Raw genomic sequence first — 17,212 nt, 5'->3', positions numbered from 1 at the left:
CCGCGCCGTCGGCGGGTCTACGCCACCCGGCGCACCACGTACGCGACGCCGCCGCGCTCCGAGGGCTCCTCGCCCACGTACTCCTGGCCGCGCATCTCGCACCAGGCCGGGATGTCCAGACGGGCCGCCGCGTCGTCCGCCAGGACCGTCACCGTGCCGCCCACCGGGACGTCGCCGATCACCTTCGCCAGCTCGATCACCGGGATCGGGCAGCGCCGGCCGAGCGCGTCCACCACCAGCGGGCCCGCGTCCGCCGCCGGGGCGGCCACTGGGGCCACCGGGGCGCCCAGCCGCTCCCGTACGCCCGCCACCACCCCCGGCAGCACCTCCAGGAAGCGGTCCACGTCCTCGGCCGCCGTGCCCGCAGGCAGGGACACCCGGACGTTCCCCTCGCTCAGCACCCCCATCGCCCGCAGCACATGGCTGGGCGTCAGCGTCGAACTCGTGCACGACGAACCGGACGAAACGGAGAAACCCTCCCGGTCCAGCTCGTGCAGCAGTGTCTCCCCGTCGACATAGAGACAGGAGAACGTCACCAGATGGGGCAGCCGGCGCACCGGGTCGCCCACCACCTCCACCTCGGGCACCAGCTCCGGCACCCGCGCCCGGATCCGGTCCACGAGCACCCGCAGCCGCGCCCCCTCGGCCGCCGCCTCCGCCCGTACCGCCCGCAGCGAGGCCGCCGCCGCCACGATCCCCGGCAGGTTCTCGAAACCGGGCGCCCGGCCCGACTCCCGCTCGTCCGAAGGGCCTTGGGGCGCGAACCTGACCCCCTTGCGTACGGCGAGCAGCCCCACCCCCGCCGGGCCGCCCCACTTGTGCGCGCTCGCCGCGAGCAGCGACCAGCCGTCCGCCACCGGCCCCCAGCCGAGCGACTGGGCCGCGTCCACCAGGAGCGGCACCCCCGCCGCCCGGCAGGCCTCGGCCACCTCCGCCACCGGCTGCTCGGTCCCCACCTCGTGGTTGGCCGACTGGAGACACGCCAGGGCCGTACCGGCGTCGAGCGCCGCCGCGAACCCGGCCGCGTCCACCGCGCCGGACCGGCCCACCGGCACCTCGGCCACCGCCCCGCCCGCCGCCGCGTGCGACTCGGCCGCGTGGAGCACGGAGGAGTGTTCGACCGCGGAGAACACGAGCCGGTTCCCGACACGCCGACGCCCCGCGAGAGCGCCGGAGATTCCCGCGTGAACCGCGCGCGTCCCCGAAGGAGTGAACACGAGCTCGTCCGGGCGACAGCCCACGGCCTCCGCCGCGGCCTCCCGCGCGGCGTCGAGGAGCAGCCGGGCCCGCCTCCCCTCCCGGTACAGCCGGGCCGGATCGGCCCAGCCCTCGTCCAGGGAGGCGAGCAGCGCCTGACGGGCGACGGGGTGCAGCGGGGCGGCGGACGCGGCGTCGAAGTACGGCATCCGCCCACCGTAGGGCCTGTGGGGACCGGTCGGACGGGCCGGTCGCGGCGGGGCCGGGGGTGATCTTCGTCCGGCCCCGGTGAGCCCTCGTCAGAAGCGGGCGGCGGCGCACTGGCAGACCGCCGAACGGACGCGTTCCACCCCCCTCCGGAACCCCGGAGTCCACCCCTTCGGGGACTCGGACGGCGCGTTGGGCACCCTCCCCGCGCGACCCCAAATAGCGTCCAGTAGGGTTTGGTCCGCATAAACATCCAAACCCCTGCCCGCGGCCGGGGCGGCGACCGACCAGCGAGACGGACGGCCGTGGCCGACCAACGCGGGCCGAGACTCTCGGGAAGGCGCTACGTGAGTCCCAACGGCTCCGACCGCTCGTCGCGGCGCCCGATGCGGCGGAAGCTGCCGCAGGTGCTGACTGCGGGCCTGATCCTGGCGACAGCCACGGGCTGCTCGTACAACTGGGAAGACTTCCCCCGCCTCGGTATGCCCACCCCAGTCACGGAAGAGGCGCCTCGGATCCTCTCCCTGTGGCAGGGCTCCTGGGCTGCCGCGCTCATTACCGGCGTCCTGGTGTGGGGCCTGATCCTCTGGGCCACCATCTTCCACCGGCGCAGCCGGACCAAGGTCGAGGTACCTCCGCAGACCCGTTACAACATGCCCATCGAGGCGCTGTACACGGTCACTCCGCTCATCATCGTCTCGGTGCTCTTCTACTTCACCGCGCGCGACGAGTCGAAGCTCCTCGAGCTCACCCCGAAGCCGCCCCACACGGTCAACGTGGTCGGCTACCAGTGGAGCTGGGGCTTCAACTACGTCGAGAACGTGCCCGGTGTGAAGGGTGACGCCAAGACGGACAAGAACCTCGCCTCGATCCCGGACAAGTTCCTGGAGGCGTTCCCGGAGAACGCCGGCGGTGTCTACGACGCCGGTGTCCCCGGCGACCGGAACCCGCAGACGGGCAACCCGGGTCCGACCCTGTGGCTGCCCAAGGGCGAGAAGGTCAGGTTCGTCCTGACCTCGCGTGACGTCATCCACTCCTTCTGGGTCGTCCCCTTCCTGATGAAGCAGGACGTCATCCCGGGGCACACCAACGCCTTCGAGGTGATTCCGACGCAGGAAGGCACCTTCCTCGGCAAGTGCGCCGAGCTGTGCGGTGTCGACCACTCCCGGATGCTCTTCAACGTCAAGGTGGTCTCCCCGGAGCGCTACCAGGCGCACCTGAAGGAGCTGGCCGAGAAGGGGCAGACCGGCTACATCCCGTCTGGCATCGAGCAGACGGACCCGGCCAGGAATGCGGAGAAGAACCAACTGTGAGCATCCACAACGAAACCCAGGGTGCCGCCGCAGCTGAGGACTCGTACGAGAACGAGCTGCCCGTACGGCGCAAGCAGCCCGGTAACGTCGTGATCAAGTGGCTGACCACCACCGATCACAAGACGATCGGGACGATGTACCTGGTCACGTCGTTCGTCTTCTTCTGCATCGGCGGACTCATGGCGCTCTTCATGCGCGCCGAGCTGGCCCGTCCGGGTACGCAGATCATGTCGAACGAGCAGTTCAACCAGGCGTTCACGATGCACGGCACGATCATGCTGCTGATGTTCGCGACGCCGCTGTTCGCCGGATTCGCGAACTGGATCATGCCGCTGCAGATCGGCGCGCCCGACGTGGCGTTCCCGCGGCTGAACATGTTCGCCTACTGGCTCTACCTGTTCGGCTCGATCATCGCGGTGGCCGGCTTCCTCACCCCGCAGGGTGCGGCCGACTTCGGCTGGTTCGCCTACTCCCCGCTGTCGGACGCCGTCCGCTCGCCGGGTGTCGGCGCCGACATGTGGATCATGGGTCTGGCCTTCTCCGGCTTCGGCACGATCCTCGGTTCGGTCAACTTCATCACCACGATCATCTGCATGCGCGCTCCGGGCATGACGATGTTCCGCATGCCGATCTTCACCTGGAACGTGCTGCTGACCGGTGTCCTGGTCCTGCTCGCCTTCCCGGTGCTGGCGGCCGCGCTGTTCGCCCTGGAGGCGGACCGCAAGTTCGGTGCCCACGTCTTCGACGCGGCCAACGGCGGAGCCTTGCTCTGGCAACACCTCTTCTGGTTCTTCGGACACCCAGAGGTGTACATCATCGCCTTGCCCTTCTTCGGCATCATCTCCGAGGTCATCCCGGTCTTCAGCCGTAAGCCGATGTTCGGCTACATCGGTCTGGTGGCCGCGACCATCGCGATCGCCGGTCTCTCCGTGACCGTGTGGGCCCACCACATGTACGTCACCGGTGGCGTGCTCCTCCCGTTCTTCTCCTTCATGACGTTCCTCATCGCCGTACCGACAGGCGTGAAGTTCTTCAACTGGATCGGAACGATGTGGAAGGGCTCACTGTCCTTCGAGACACCGATGCTCTGGGCCGTCGGCTTCCTGATCACCTTCACCTTCGGTGGTCTGACCGGCGTCATCCTGGCCTCGCCCCCGATGGACTTCCACGTCTCCGACTCGTACTTCGTCGTGGCGCACTTCCACTACGTGATCTTCGGCACCGTCGTCTTCGCGATGTTCTCCGGCTTCCACTTCTGGTGGCCGAAGTTCACCGGCAAGATGCTCGACGAGCGCCTCGGCAAGATCACGTTCTGGACGCTGTTCGTGGGCTTCCACGGCACGTTCCTGGTGCAGCACTGGCTCGGTGCCGAGGGCATGCCGCGTCGTTACGCGGACTACCTCGACGCCGACGGCTTCACCGCGCTGAACACGATCTCGACGATCTCCTCCTTCCTGCTCGGTCTGTCGATCCTGCCGTTCTTCTACAACGTCTGGAAGACCGCCAAGTACGGCAAGAAGATCGAGGTCGACGACCCGTGGGGCTACGGCCGTTCGCTCGAATGGGCGACGTCCTGCCCGCCGCCCAGGCACAACTTCCTCACCCTGCCGCGGATCCGTTCCGAGTCCCCGGCGTTCGACCTGCACCACCCTGAGATCGCCGCTGTCGATCAGCTGGAGAACAAGGGTCACGAGGCCGAGGCCCTCACGGGCGCCAAGGAGGCCGGCAAGTGAAGATCCAGGGCAAGATGTTCATCTGGCTGAGCGTCTTCATCCTTGCCATGGCGGTCCTGTACGGCGTCTGGTCCAAGGAGCCGGTCGGCACGACGGCGCTCTTCCTGGCCTTCGGCCTGTCCATCATGATCGGCTACTACCTGGCCTTCACGGCCAAGCGGGTCGACGCGATGGCGCAGGACGACAAGGAGGCCGACGTCGCGGACGAGGCCGGTGAGGTGGGCTTCTTCGCCCCCCACAGCTGGCAGCCGCTGTCGCTGGCCATCGGTGGTGCGCTCGCCTTCCTCGCCATCGCGATGGGCTGGTGGCTGCTCTACTTCTCCTTCCCGATGATCCTGATCGGCCTCTTCGGCTGGGTCTTCGAGTTCTACCGGGGCGAGAACCAGAACCAGTAGCGGTACCCCGCTCCGCACCGGAGCACCCCGAGGGGCCCGGACGCTTCGTCACTGAAGCGTCCGGGCCCCTCTTTTGCAGCACTCGGCGCGCTGGCCGCGAGGATTGTCCTTAGCGTGAAGTCATGAACGACACGCCGCGCATTCGGACTGTTCTGAGCTGCACCTTCCTGGCCGTCACCGTCACCGCGGGCGCCACCGCGTGTGCGGGCTCCGACGGAAATCCGCTGTCGGCGCGGGCCTACGACGCGGCCGGACAGCTCGCGGTCAACGCTCCCGCCGACGGCGCCAAGGCGGATCCCGAGAAGCCCCTGGAGATCACCGCCAAGGGCGACGACGGGCGGATCACCGACGTGACCGCCATCGACGCCGCGGGACACCACCTGGCGGGCGAACTCACCGCGGACGGGCAGCGTTGGCGCTCCACGGCCGCGCTGGCGGCCGGCGCCCGCTACACGGTCCGGGTGGCCACGGAGGACGAGGACGGCGCTCCAGGGGCCCGTACGTTCACCTTCGAGACGGCTCCGGCGAAACGGGCCCTGACGGCGGCCTTCGGCCCGGAGGCGGGCACCTACGGCGTCGGACAGCCCATCACGGCCGACCTCAGCCTCCCCGTCAAGGACCGCAAGGCCCGCGCGGTCGTCGAACGGGCCCTCAAGGTCCGCTCCACGCCCTCCGTCGAGGGTGCCTGGTACTGGGTGGACGACAAGAAGCTGCACTTCCGCCCGAAGGAGTACTGGCCCGCGGGGACGCTCGTCACGGTCACCGGGAACCTGGACGGCCTCAAGGTCGGCGACAAGCTCTACGGCGGTGCGTCCAAGCCGCTGAAGATCACGATCGGCGACCGGATCGAGGCGGAGACGGACGCCGAGACCCACTACATGACGGTGAAGCGCAACGGAGAAGTGATCAATACCATTCCGGTGACCACCGGCAAACCGGGCTTCTCCACCCGAAACGGCATCAAGGTCGTGCTCAGCAAGGAGTACTACGTCCGGATGCGCGGCACCAGCATCGGCATCTCGGAGGGCAGCTCCGACTCGTACGACCTGCCGGTCTACTACGCCACCCGGGTCACCTGGAGCGGCGAGTACGTGCACGCCGCGCCCTGGTCCGTCGGCTCGCAGGGCGTCGCGAACGTCAGCCACGGCTGTGTCGGCATGTCGACGGGGAACGCGGCCTGGTTCTACGAGACCGTCCGCCCCGGCGACCTCGTCCGCGTCGTCAACAGCTACGGCGACACGATGGACACCTTCGGCAACGGCTTCGGCGACTGGAACATGCCGTGGGACAAGTGGCGCACGGGCAGCGCCCTGGTGGAGGCCACCGACGGCCCGGCGACCTCCACGGAGAAGGCCCGTCTCAGGCCCCTCCCTCTCTAGTGCCCGGTTCACCTCCGGCGCGCGGGGAGCCGGGGGAACGGGGCCGACCGTGCTCGACCCGCTCGTGCCTCACGGGCCTCCGCGCGCTCGGCCCTGTTCCCCCGACGCGCCCCTTCGGCTCACTCGCCGGGGCGCCGCGGCTACGCGTCGATCGACAGGCGCGAGCGCAGCAGGGCCGCCAGGGACGCCGCGAACTCGACCGGATCCACCGGAAGGGTGACCGCGGCGTCCGCGCGGCTCCAGGTGGCCAGCCAGGCGTCCTGCGGGCGGCCGATGAGCAGCAGCACCGGCGGGCACCGGAAGACCTCGTCCTTGATCTGCCGGCAGACGCCCATGCCGCCCGCGGGCACCGCCTCGCCGTCCAGGACGCACGCGTCGATGCCGCCCTCGTCCAGGCGCTTCAGCACCGCGTGCAGCGTCGCGCACTCCACGAACTCCACCGGGGGCACGTCCGACGCGGGCCTGCGCCCGGCCGCCAGCCGTACCTGCTCGCGGGTGTTCGCGTCGTCGCTGTAGACCAGGACCGTGGCACTCGACTGCATCGTTCCTCCGGCTGGGAAGGCGGGTGGGTCGTCGTCGACCGATGCGCGGATGCTACTCCGGTCCACACCCCGTCAACACCCGTTCAACACCTGTTCGAAGGGTGCTCCGAGGCCCTCGCACTGGGCCGTTCGGGCTGGACACACCCCTCGTACACTCCGAACGGCACCCCCCGGGGTGAGGGCGGGATAAGCGACCGACATAATGTCGGTCGTGGCGACAGTAACGACAGTAGAAACAGGGCACGCGCACCCGTCGGTCAATCGACCGAACCTCACCAGCGTCGGAACCATCATCTGGTTGAGCTCCGAGCTGATGTTCTTCGCGGCCCTCTTCGCGATGTACTTCACCCTGCGATCGGTGATGGGAGCCGAGTTCTGGACGGAAAAGGCCGATGCCTTGAACTTCCCGTTCTCGGCTACCAACACCACGATCCTGGTGCTCTCCTCACTCACCTGCCAGCTCGGCGTCTTCGCCGCCGAGCGCGGCGACGTGAAGAAGCTCAGGACGTGGTTCATCCTCACGTTCGTGATGGGTTCGATCTTCATCGGCGGCCAGGTCTTCGAGTACACCGAGCTGGTGAAGAAGGACGGCCTCTCGCTGTCCTCCGACCCGTACGGCTCCGTGTTCTACCTGACCACCGGCTTCCACGGCCTGCACGTGACGGGCGGTCTCATCGCCTTCCTGCTGGTCCTTGGCCGGACGTACGCCGCCAAGAGGTTCACCCACGAGCAGGCAACCGCCGCCATCGTCGTGTCCTACTACTGGCACTTCGTCGATGTCGTCTGGATCGGCCTCTTCGCCACGATCTACATGATCAAGTAATCGGTGCCGCCTCCATGGCGGACCGAGACATCCAGCAAGCATCGACGCAGAAGATCCTGACACCGGGGTAATCCGTGAAAAAGCTCTCCGCACGACGACGCCATCCGCTGGCGGCGGTCGTCGTCCTACTTCTCGCGCTGGCGGCCACTGGGGGGCTGTACGCCGCGTTCGCGCCCGCGGGCACGGCGAAGGCCGATGAAACCGCCCAGTCCCTCGCCATCGAGGAGGGGAAGAAGCTCTACTCCGTCGGCTGCGCCAGCTGCCACGGAACCGGGGGTCAGGGCACCACTGACGGCCCGTCCCTCGTCGGCGTCGGTTCGGCCGCCGTCGACTTCCAGGTCGGCACGGGTCGCATGCCGGCCCAGCAGCCGGGCGCCCAGGTCCCGAAGAAGAAGGTCATCTACTCGCAGGCTGAGATCGATCAGCTCGCGGCGTACGTCGCCTCTCTCGGTGCCGGTGCGATCACGCCCACCGAGGGCCAGTACAGCCCGGTCGGTGCCGACGCCGCCCGCGGTGGCGAGCTGTTCCGCACCAACTGTGCCCAGTGCCACAACTTCACCGGTGAAGGTGGCGCGCTGACCCACGGCAAGTACGCCCCGGGCCTCGAAGGCGTGAGCCCGAAGCACCTCTACGAGGCCATGCAGACCGGCCCGCAGAACATGCCCTCCTTCCCGGACACGACCATGCCGGAGAAGGAGAAGAAGGACATCATCGCGTACGTCCAGGCCGTCAACAGCGAGAAGTCCGACAACCCGGGCGGTCTCTCCCTCGGTGGCCTCGGCCCCGTCAGTGAGGGCCTGTTCGCCTGGATCTTCGGTCTGGGCGCGCTGATCGCAGTTGCCATCTGGGTCGCGGCCCACACCGCTAAGGCCAAGAAGTCATGAGTAGCCAAGAGATTCCAGAAGAGAACCTGCCGGCAGGGCAGGACACCGCGCACGGCGCGGTGATGGTCGCCGACGACCCGTTCGCCGACCCGGGCCTCCCGCCCCACAAGCCCCGCATCCAGGACATCGACGAGCGGGCCGCCCGTCGGTCCGAGCGCGCGGTCGCCTTCATGTTCACGCTGTCGATGCTGGCCACCGTCGGCTTCATCGCCTCGTACGTGATCTTCCCGGTCGACAAGATCGTGTACATCTGGCCCTTCGGCCGGGTGTCCGCGCTCAACTTCTCGCTCGGCTGGACCCTCGGCCTCGCCCTCTTCTTCATCGGCGCGGGCGCGGTCCACTGGGCCCGCACCCTGATGTCCGACGTCGAGATCGCGGACGAGCGGCACCCGATCCAGGCCGACGCCGAGACCAAGGCGAAGGTCATGTCGGACTTCGCGGCCGGTGCCGCCGAGTCCGGCATGGGCCGCCGCAAGCTCATCCGCAACACGATGTTCGGTGCGCTGTCGCTCGTACCGCTCTCCGGCATCGTGCTGCTGCGTGACATGGGCCCGCTGCCCGAGAAGAAGCTCCGGACCACGCTGTGGACCAAGGGCCTTCAGCTCATCAACATGAACACGCACGAGCCGCTGCGTCCCGAGGACGTCGCGGTCGGTTCGCTGACCTTCGCGATGCCGGAAGGCCTGTCGGAGCACGACGAGGACTTCCAGACCCAGATCGCCAAGGCCGCCCTGATGATCGTCCGGATCCAGCCGGACGACATCAAGGACAAGCGCGAGCTCGAGTGGTCGCACGAGGGCATCGTCGCCTTCTCGAAGATCTGCACCCACGTGGGCTGCCCGATCTCCCTGTACGAGCAGCAGACGCACCACGTCCTCTGCCCGTGCCACCAGTCCACCTTCGACCTCTCCGACGGCGCCCGCGTCATCTTCGGCCCGGCCGGTCACGCCCTCCCGCAGCTGCGGATCGGCGTGAACGACAAGGGCTTCCTGGAGGCGCTCGGCGACTTCGACGAGCCCGTCGGTCCTGCCTTCTGGGAGCGCGGATGAGCACTGTGACGGATACGAAGAAGGCACCCGCCGGTGAGCGGGTCGCCGACTGGGCCGACGGTCGCCTGGGGATCTACACGCTGGCCAAGGCCAACATGCGGAAGATCTTCCCGGACCACTGGTCCTTCATGCTGGGCGAGATCTGCCTCTACAGCTTCCTCATCATCATCCTGACGGGTGTCTATCTGACGCTGTTCTTCCACCCGTCGATGAACGAGGTGGAGTACGTCGGACCGTACGTCCCGCTCCAGGGACAGCTGATGTCCGAGGCGTTCAACTCGACCATGCACATCTCGTTCGAGGTGCGCGGTGGCCTGCTCATCCGGCAGATCCACCACTGGGCGGCGCTGATCTTCCTCGCCGGCATGTTCGTGCACATGATGCGCGTCTTCTTCACGGGCGCGTTCCGCAAGCCGCGTGAGATCAACTGGCTGTTCGGCTTCCTGCTGTTCTTCCTGGGCATGTTCACCGGCTTCACCGGTTACTCGCTCCCGGACGACCTGCTCTCCGGCACCGGTGTCCGCTTCATGCAGGGCGCGATCCTGTCCGTGCCGGTCATCGGCACGTACCTGTCGATGTTCCTGTTCGGCGGGGAGTTCCCCGGCGGCGACTTCGTGGCCCGGTTCTACTCGGCCCACATCCTGCTGCTGCCCGGCATCATGCTCGGCCTCGTGGTCGCCCACCTCATCCTGGTGTTCTTCCACAAGCACACGCAGTTCGCCGGCCCCGGCCGTACGAACAAGAACGTCGTGGGCATGCCGCTGCTGCCGGTCTACATGGCCAAGGCCGGAGGCTTCTTCTTCCTGGTCTTCGGTGTCATCGCGGTCATCGCGGCCATCGCCTCGATCAACCCGATCTGGGCCATCGGCCCGTACCGGCCGGACCAGGTGTCCACCGGCGCCCAGCCCGACTGGTACATGGGCTTCGCCGAGGGTCTGATCCGAGTGATGCCGGGCTGGGAGATCAACCTGTGGGGCCACACGCTGGTCCTCGGTGTGATGATCCCGCTGGCGATCTTCCCGGCGGTCCTCGCGGCGATCGGTGTCTACCCGTTCATCGAGTCGTGGATCACGGGCGACAAGCGCGAGCACCACATCGCGCAGCGCCCGCGCAACGCTCCGACGCGCACCGCCTTCGGTGTCGCCTGGATCACCGCGTACATGGTCATGCTCATGGGTGGTGGAAACGACCTCTGGGCGACCCACTTCCACCTGTCGCTCAACTCGATCACCTGGTTCGTGCGGATCTTCTTCTTCCTCGGCCCGGTCATCGCGTTCATCGCCACCAAGCGGATCTGCCTCGGCCTCCAGCGCCGCGACAAGGACAAGGTGCTGCACGGACGCGAGTCCGGCATCATCAAGCGCCTGCCGCACGGTGAGTTCGTCGAGGTCCACCAGCCGCTCAGCCAGGGCGAGCTGCACCGCCTCACGGCGCACGAGCAGTACGACGCGGCGGAGCTTCCGCCGGCCGTCGACGAGAACGGCGTGGAGCGCAAGGTCGGGAGCATCGAGAAGCTCCGGGTCAAGCTCAACAAGGGCTACTACGGCGACGACAGCCAGATCGCCAAGCCCACGGTCGACGAGTTCCAGGAGATCCAGAGCGGCCACGGCCACCACTGATCGCCTGAACTCATGATGTGAGACAAGTCGCCACGGCGAGAGCCCCGTCCATTCGATGGACGGGGCTCTTTGCCGTCCCCTGGGGTCGATAGGGTGGAGCCGTATTCCCTACGGACTGACCAGGAGCTGCCATGAGCGCTGCGACCCCCGCTGGAGGACCTACGTCGGCGGGCCGCTCCTGGCCCGCCGTACTGGACGGTCTGCTGTCCGGCCGCGACCAGAGCGCCGAGGACACCGCCTGGGCGATGGACCGCATCCTGCGCGGAGAGGCCACCGACGCCCAGATCGCCGGATTCGTGGTCGCCCTGCGCGCCAAGGGCGAGACCGTCGAGGAGATCACCGGCCTCGTCCGCACCATGTACGAGCACGCCAACACGATCGACGTGCCCGGCCCGTCCGTCGACATCGTCGGCACCGGCGGCGACGGCGCCAAGACCGTCAACATCTCCACCATGTCCGCGATCGTCGTCGCGGGCACGGGCGCCAAGGTCGTCAAGCACGGCAACCGGGCCGCGTCCTCCGCCTCCGGCGCCTCCGACGTCCTGGAGAAGCTCGGCGTCAACCTCAACCTGACCCCGAAGCGGGTCGTCGAGGTCGCCGAGGAGGCCGGGATCACCTTCTGCTTCGCGGTGAAGTTCCACCCGGCGCTGCGGCACGTGGCGACGGCCCGCAAGGAACTCGGCATCCGGACCGTCTTCAACTTCCTGGGCCCGCTCACCAATCCGGCCCGGGTGAAGGCCCAGGCGACCGGAGTCGCGGACGCCCGGGTGGCCCCGATCGTCGCCGGCGTGCTGGCCGAGCGCGGTTCCTCCGCCCTCGTCTTCCGCGGCGACGACGGACTCGACGAGCTGACCACCACGGCCACCTCGCGGGTCTGGGTGGTCCGGGACGGCTCGGTGCGGGAGGAGGCCTTCGACCCCAGGGACGTCGGCATCGACCTCGTACCGGTGGAGGCCCTGCGCGGCGCCGACGCCTCGTACAACGCCGACGTCGCCCGCCGGCTGCTCGCGGGGGAGACCGGTCCGGTACGCGACGCGGTGCTGCTCAACTCCGCGGCGGCGCTGACCGCGCTGGCGCCGGGGGAGGGCACCCTCGCGGAGCAGATCCGCGCCGGGATCGGGCAGGCCGCGGAGTCGATCGACTCCGGGGAGGCCCGACGGGCCCTCGAACGCTGGATCGCCGCCAGCAACGCCTAGGGGCTGTCGTCACGCTCCCGCCTGCCCCACGACGCCCGTTCGACGGCAGGGCTTAGCCCCGTACACCGCCCCACGACCCCGGTCCAGCATGCGGACCGGGGTCTTGCGGTTCGTCGATCATGTGGCAGGATGCTCCGTAGGTCACGAGTGACAGCGTTTTGGCCCCGGCTTGCTGTCCGGCAACCCTCCGTCCGTGGCGGGGTGCCCCGGGTGATGACCAGGCCGTAGGCAGCGAGGTCTACGGCAAGCGCGGACCCCTCGACACACCAGGGGTCCTGGTCTCTCGAGGAGCGTTTTCCGTGAGCAAGCGAATGCGATAGGGCGAGTCCGCCCCTACTTCACCCTCGGATCATCGGATCAGGGTCACTTCCGCGTACCCGTGCGTACCGCCGTGTACCGCCGTGTCCTCCCATGCCCCCGAGGCATCACCCGTACCCCGCCGTGTCCGGCCGCGTACGGGATCACCGAAGCCATTCCGCACCGCCCGCCGGGAGATACCGCCATGTCCGCACGCCCTGACGCCGTCGCCGCCGCCGCCGCCGTCGAGTCCGCCGCCGCGGAGTCCGCCGACCCCTGCTGCGCCGCCCCGCTGCCCGTCCTCGGCCGGGACGTCACCGTCCCGCTCGTCACCGGCGGCGAGGTGACCTACGCTGCGCTCGACTACGCGGCCAGCGCGCCCGCCCTCCAGCGGGTCTGGGACGACGTCGCCGCGTACGCCCCCTACTACGGCAGCGTCCACCGCGGCGCCGGCTACCTCTCCCAGCTCTCCACCGACCTCTTCGAGAACAGCCGCGTCACCGTCGCCGAGTTCCTCGACTGCCGCGCCGACGACCAGGTCGTCTTCACCCGCTCGACCACCGACTCGCTGAACCTGCTCGCCGCCGTCATCCCCGCCGACTGCGAGGTCTTCGTCTTCGAGACCGAGCACCACGCCTCGCTGCTGCCCTGGGGGACCCCCCACGCCCCTGGGCGTAGGGGGAGCGACGCCCGCGTCACCTACCTCACCGCGCCCCGCACCCCGCAGCAGGCCGTCGAGACCCTGGAGCGCGCCCTCGCCGACCGTGATCCTCACGGTCCCGCCCTGGTCTGCGTCACCGGCGCCTCCAACGTCACCGGCGAGCTGTGGCCGGTGAGGGAACTGGCCGCCGCCGCGCACGCCCACGGCGCCCGGATCGTGCTCGACGCCGCCCAGCTGGCGCCCCACCACCCGGTCTCCGTGCAGGACCTGGACGTGGACTGGATCGCCTTCTCCGGGCACAAGCTGTACGCGCCCTTCGGCTCCGGCGTCCTCGCGGGCCGGGCCGACTGGCTCCAGGACTCCGAGCCCTACCTCGCGGGCGGCGGCGCCTCCCGCAAGGTGGCGCGCCGGGCCGACGGCGGGGTGGACGTGGAGTGGCACACCACCGCGGCCCGCCACGAGGCCGGCTCCCCGAATGTCATCGGCGTGTACTCCATCGCCTCCGCGTGCAAGGCGCTCACCGAGGCGGGCTTCGAGGGCCTCGTCGCCCGTGAGCGGCACCTGATCGCCACGGTCCGCGAGGGCCTCGCCGAGGTCCCCGAGGTCAAGGTGCTGTCGCTGTTCGGCGACGACTCCCCCCGGGTCGGCGTCATCTCCTTCGTGGTGGACGGCTGGAACAGCTCCCACTTCGCCGCCGCGCTCTCCGCCGAGTACGGCATCGGCGTCCGCGACGGACTCTTCTGCGCCCACCCGCTGGTCCGCACCCTGCTCGGCAGCGACCCGCAGGACCCGGGCGAGTGCGGCGCCCCCGAGGCGGCCCCCGGCGAGAGGTCCCTCAACGCCATCCGGGTGAGCTTCGGCGCCGGTACGCCGGACGAGCACGTGGAGCGGTTCGTCGGCGCCGTGAAGGCGCTCGTCCGCGACGGCGCGCAGTGGAAGTACCGCACCGAGGACGGCCGCTGCGTCCCCGACCGCGGCTGAGCACTCACTCGTACGGGTGAAGGGGGCCTCCCGGTCGGGAGGCCCCCTTCAGCATGCCGCGTACGGGGTCTCAGGACTCCAGACCGATGGCGAAGGCCGCCTCCAGATCGTGCTGGGAGTACGTGCGGAACGCGACGTGGGTGTCCGTCGCCTCCACGCCCGGGATCTTGCTGATGCTGCCGGGGATGACGTCCGCCAGGTCGTCGTGGCGGGGCACGCGGACCATCGCGATGAGGTCGTAGGTGCCGGTCACCGAGAAGACCTCGCTGACGCTGTCGAGCGCGGCGATCGACTCGGCGATCTCGGGGATGCGGTCCACGCTGGTCTTGATGAGCACGATCGCGGTGATCACGGCTGGCTTTCTCCCTCGGTCGCCGCGGCTTGGGCTTTCACTCTATCCCCACCCCGGTAGCGCCCCCAGGCGTAGAGGAAGCCGACGGAGAAGCCGACGACGTGGGCCAGATAGGCGACGCCGGGTCCGGCCCCCGCCGCCCGGGCGGCCATCCACTGGAGCGCGAACCAGAAGATCAGCACGATCCAGGCGGGGAAGCGCAGCGGCAGGAAGAAGAGGAAGGGGAAGAGGCTGGTGACCCGGGAGCGCGGGAAGAGGAAGAGGAAGGCCCCGAGCACCCCGGAGATCGCCCCGGACGCCCCCACGAGGGTCTGCTCGCTGTTCGCGTGCGCCACCGCGTACCCGAGGAGGGCGAGGTAGCCGGTGCCCAGGTAGAAGAGGGCGAACTCGACCGGGCCCATGCGCTCTTCGGCCATCGCGCCGAAGACGTACAGGAAGAGCATGTTCCCCAGCAGGTGGAGCCAGCTGCCGTGCACGAAGAGCGCGGTGAGCGGGGTGAGCAGGGCGCGGGGCTCGCCGCTCATCAGCTCGGCGGGGACGACGCCCCAGCGGCGGAAGTACGCGCCCTGCGCCGCGAGGAGCTGGTCCCCGGAGCCGTACACCGGGTTCAGCCCGGAGACCGGGCTGATCACGAAGAACAGGCAGCAGGCGGCGATCAGTCCGTACGTCACCGTGGGGCCGCTGCGGGTGCCGCGCCAGGCCCCGAGGGCCGAGCCTCGCCAGTCGATCATGGACAGATCATGGCGTACCGGGGCCGAACTGGACAGAGTGCCTCGCCGTGCCTCCGGGTACCGGTGAGGCCGTAGGGTTGCAGGCAGTACAACCGCAGTTCGACGGCGCACCGCGGCTCCCGCACCTGGTACCACGCAGACAGGAAGAAGGACGGCTCGATGACGACGGTTCCCCTGCCGACCGCCGAGACCCGCTGGCGCTGCACGCTCTGCGGCAACCTCACCCGCTTCGACGTGACGCGCTCCTCCAAGGTCGTCGAATACGTCCATCTGGACCTCGCGGGCGATCCCACGGTCGAGGAGCGGCAGGTGGTCAGTGAGACCATCGAGTCGGTCCGCTGCCGCTGGTGCAACGCGGTGGACCAGATCGAACTGGTGGACAGGCCGGGCGCCGCTTCCTGAGGGACGGCGCGGACGACATAGGGGTGACGGATCGTGGAGCAGCCCGCGCACGGTGGAGAGCCGGCCGGCGCGGCAGGTGACGCTGCCGAGACGCTCGACCACCCACTGCCGGAAGGCGTACGGCGGCGGGTCGTCGCGCTGGTCGCCGACGCCTTCGGCGGGCTGACCGTCGCGGAGCTGCCCGCACCCCTGAGGCAGTACGCCCGTTTCACCGCGAGCCGGCGGGCCAAGTTCGCCGGCAACGCGATGGCGGCGGCTCTGGAGAGCGACCCGCTGTTCCGGCAGCGGATCGGCGAACGGTTCAAGCTGGCCCAGCCCGAGCTGGCCGGTGCCGTGGAGACCGGCACCCCGCCCGCCGCCGCCGACCCCGTGGACGTGGCCGCCGCCGCCTATGTGCTGCGCCCGCCCGGCTGGGTCAAGCTGGTCGCCGCCGCGGGCGAGGAGGCCCAACGGGCCGACGCCGAGCGGGCCGACGAGGCCGGCCGGCGCGAGCTGGACCGGCTGCGCGAGGAGCTCGCCGCCGCCCGGGACCGCACGCGGACCGAGACCGAGCAGCTGCGCCACGACCTCGAAGCGGCCCGGAAGGAAGCGGAGTCGCTGCACCGCAAGCTGCGCAGCGCCCAGAGCGATGTGAAGCGCGGCGAGGCCGCGTTGCGCAAGGTCCAGGGCGAGACCGAGGCGGCGCGCGCCGACGCGGCGGCCCAGGTGTCCTCCGCCGAGAGCGAGACCCGGCGGCTCAAGGCCCGGCTCGCCGAGGTGGAGTCGGCGCTCGAAGCGAGCCGCAGGACCGCCCGCGAGGGGCGTTCGGTGGAGGACATGCGGCTGCGGCTGCTCCTCGACACCGTCCTCGACGCCGCTCAGGGGCTGCGCCGCGAACTCGCGCTGCCGCCCGTCTCCGTGCACCCCGCCGACACCGTGGACGCGGTGGAGCCGGGGCGGATGTCCCCGAAGGACATCGCGGCGCGGGCGCTCTCCGAGACCGATCCGGCGCTCCTCGACCAGCTGTTGGCGCTGCCGCAGGCGCATCTGGTCGTCGACGGCTACAACGTCACCAAGACCGGCTATCCCACGATGCCGCTGGAGAAGCAGCGGCTGCGGCTGCTGGGCAGCCTGTCCGCCCTGGCGGCCCGCTCGGGCGCCGAGGTCACCTGTGTCTTCGACGGCGCGGAGCTGGCGGCCCCGGTGCTGCTGGCGCCGCCGCGCGGGGTGCGGGTGCTGTTCTCCAAGCCCGGTGTGACGGCCGACGAGTTGATCCGTCAGCTGGTACGGGCGGAGCCGCCGGGCCGGCCGGTCGTGGTGGTCTCCACGGACCGCGAGGTCGCCGACGGAGTGGCGAAGGCGGGTGCGCGACCGGTGGCGTCCGCCTTGTTGCTGAAGCGGCTTTCGCGCCTTCAGTGAGGCATCGCAACTCCTGGGTCTTTTGACCGATTTCTGGATGGCGGACCGTCAAG

Annotated in this window: 16 protein-coding genes and 1 riboswitch; of the genes, 12 read left to right on the top strand and 4 right to left on the bottom strand. The window is 69.6% G+C overall.

The annotated features are described in order from the left end of the window. Window positions 1–17: 17 nt before the first annotated feature. Entirely contained in the window at window positions 18–1,406 is a 1,389-nt protein-coding gene (locus V4Y03_RS08530; RefSeq protein ID WP_332434521.1) for a cysteine desulfurase/sulfurtransferase TusA family protein, read from the bottom strand. 345 nt (window positions 1,407–1,751) lie between these two features. On the opposite strand from V4Y03_RS08530, the gene ctaC reads away from it, so the two are divergent. The 4 genes from ctaC to V4Y03_RS08510 all read left to right on the top strand — a co-directional run bounded on the left by ctaC (window position 1,752) and on the right by V4Y03_RS08510 (window position 6,224). Beyond that, window positions 1,752–2,717 carry an aa3-type cytochrome oxidase subunit II gene (gene ctaC, locus V4Y03_RS08525; RefSeq protein WP_317875266.1) on the top strand — a complete coding sequence of 322 codons (966 nt, stop codon included), beginning with the start codon at window positions 1,752–1,754 and terminating at the stop codon, window positions 2,715–2,717. Continuing rightward, entirely contained in the window at window positions 2,714–4,450 is a 1,737-nt protein-coding gene (ctaD, locus tag V4Y03_RS08520) for an aa3-type cytochrome oxidase subunit I (protein ID WP_056560445.1), read from the top strand. The genes ctaC and ctaD overlap by 4 nt, the downstream gene beginning before the upstream one ends. Next, complete coding sequence (locus V4Y03_RS08515; protein WP_317875267.1) at window positions 4,447–4,845, top strand: cytochrome c oxidase subunit 4; 399 nt, start codon at window positions 4,447–4,449, stop codon at window positions 4,843–4,845. The genes ctaD and V4Y03_RS08515 overlap by 4 nt, the downstream gene beginning before the upstream one ends. A gap of 122 nt (window positions 4,846–4,967) precedes the next feature. Further along, window positions 4,968–6,224, top strand: a complete 1,257-nt coding sequence (locus V4Y03_RS08510; protein ID WP_332434520.1) for a L,D-transpeptidase — start codon at window positions 4,968–4,970, stop codon at window positions 6,222–6,224. A 140-nt stretch (window positions 6,225–6,364) separates the two neighbouring features. Here V4Y03_RS08510 and V4Y03_RS08505 read toward each other — a convergent pair whose 3' ends face one another. Beyond that, window positions 6,365–6,766, bottom strand: a complete 402-nt coding sequence (locus tag V4Y03_RS08505) for a hypothetical protein (RefSeq protein ID WP_317875269.1) — start codon at window positions 6,764–6,766, stop codon at window positions 6,365–6,367. A gap of 202 nt (window positions 6,767–6,968) precedes the next feature. Between V4Y03_RS08505 and ctaE the strand changes: the two genes are divergently transcribed. The 6 genes from ctaE (at window position 6,969) to V4Y03_RS08475 (ending at window position 14,276) form a co-directional block, all read left to right on the top strand. Beyond that, entirely contained in the window at window positions 6,969–7,589 is a 621-nt protein-coding gene (gene ctaE, locus V4Y03_RS08500; protein WP_317875270.1) for an aa3-type cytochrome oxidase subunit III, read from the top strand. Window positions 7,590–7,663: 74 nt separating this feature from the next. Beyond that, on the top strand, window positions 7,664–8,473 hold the full coding sequence (gene qcrC / locus V4Y03_RS08495; RefSeq protein ID WP_317875271.1) for a cytochrome bc1 complex diheme cytochrome c subunit: 810 nt from the start codon (window positions 7,664–7,666) through the stop codon (window positions 8,471–8,473). Continuing rightward, window positions 8,470–9,522, top strand: a complete 1,053-nt coding sequence (gene qcrA, locus V4Y03_RS08490; RefSeq protein ID WP_317875272.1) for a cytochrome bc1 complex Rieske iron-sulfur subunit — start codon at window positions 8,470–8,472, stop codon at window positions 9,520–9,522. The genes qcrC and qcrA overlap by 4 nt, the downstream gene beginning before the upstream one ends. After that, a complete protein-coding gene (qcrB, locus tag V4Y03_RS08485; protein WP_317875273.1) occupies window positions 9,519–11,141 on the top strand; it encodes a cytochrome bc1 complex cytochrome b subunit in 1,623 nt (540 codons plus the stop codon). The genes qcrA and qcrB overlap by 4 nt, the downstream gene beginning before the upstream one ends. A gap of 131 nt (window positions 11,142–11,272) precedes the next feature. Then, the gene (gene trpD / locus V4Y03_RS08480; RefSeq protein WP_332434519.1) at window positions 11,273–12,337 is read left to right on the top strand and encodes an anthranilate phosphoribosyltransferase; all 1,065 of its coding nucleotides are present in this window, start codon (window positions 11,273–11,275) and stop codon (window positions 12,335–12,337) included. A 139-nt stretch (window positions 12,338–12,476) separates the two neighbouring features. Then, window positions 12,477–12,593, top strand: a riboswitch (SAM riboswitch). Window positions 12,594–12,839: 246 nt separating this feature from the next. Further along, window positions 12,840–14,276 carry an aminotransferase class V-fold PLP-dependent enzyme gene (locus V4Y03_RS08475; RefSeq protein WP_332434518.1) on the top strand — a complete coding sequence of 479 codons (1,437 nt, stop codon included), beginning with the start codon at window positions 12,840–12,842 and terminating at the stop codon, window positions 14,274–14,276. A 70-nt stretch (window positions 14,277–14,346) separates the two neighbouring features. On the opposite strand, the gene V4Y03_RS08470 is transcribed toward V4Y03_RS08475, so the two are convergent. Further along, the gene (locus tag V4Y03_RS08470; RefSeq protein ID WP_030205672.1) at window positions 14,347–14,628 is read right to left on the bottom strand and encodes an Lrp/AsnC family transcriptional regulator; all 282 of its coding nucleotides are present in this window, start codon (window positions 14,626–14,628) and stop codon (window positions 14,347–14,349) included. Continuing rightward, a complete protein-coding gene (locus tag V4Y03_RS08465) occupies window positions 14,625–15,359 on the bottom strand; it encodes a rhomboid family intramembrane serine protease (protein ID WP_317875276.1) in 735 nt (244 codons plus the stop codon). Before V4Y03_RS08465 ends, V4Y03_RS08470 begins: the two co-directional genes overlap by 4 nt. Window positions 15,360–15,518: 159 nt before the next feature. Here V4Y03_RS08465 and V4Y03_RS08460 point away from each other — a divergent pair, with 159 nt between their 5' ends. Further along, window positions 15,519–15,761 (top strand): hypothetical protein, encoded by a 243-nt coding sequence (locus tag V4Y03_RS08460; protein ID WP_017238847.1) that lies wholly within the window; start codon window positions 15,519–15,521, stop codon window positions 15,759–15,761. Between the two features lie 33 nt (window positions 15,762–15,794). After that, window positions 15,795–17,159, top strand: coding sequence for an NYN domain-containing protein (locus tag V4Y03_RS08455; protein ID WP_332434517.1), 1,365 nt, complete (start codon window positions 15,795–15,797; stop codon window positions 17,157–17,159). Window positions 17,160–17,212 lie beyond the last annotated feature (53 nt).

Origin of the sequence: Streptomyces sp. P9-A4 (assembly GCF_036634195.1) — a bacterium.
In the GTDB taxonomy this organism is placed as follows: Bacteria; Actinomycetota; Actinomycetes; order Streptomycetales; family Streptomycetaceae; genus Streptomyces.
Note: the sequence above shows the minus strand (reverse complement) of the source record. Positions and strands in the feature narration are given on the sequence as shown.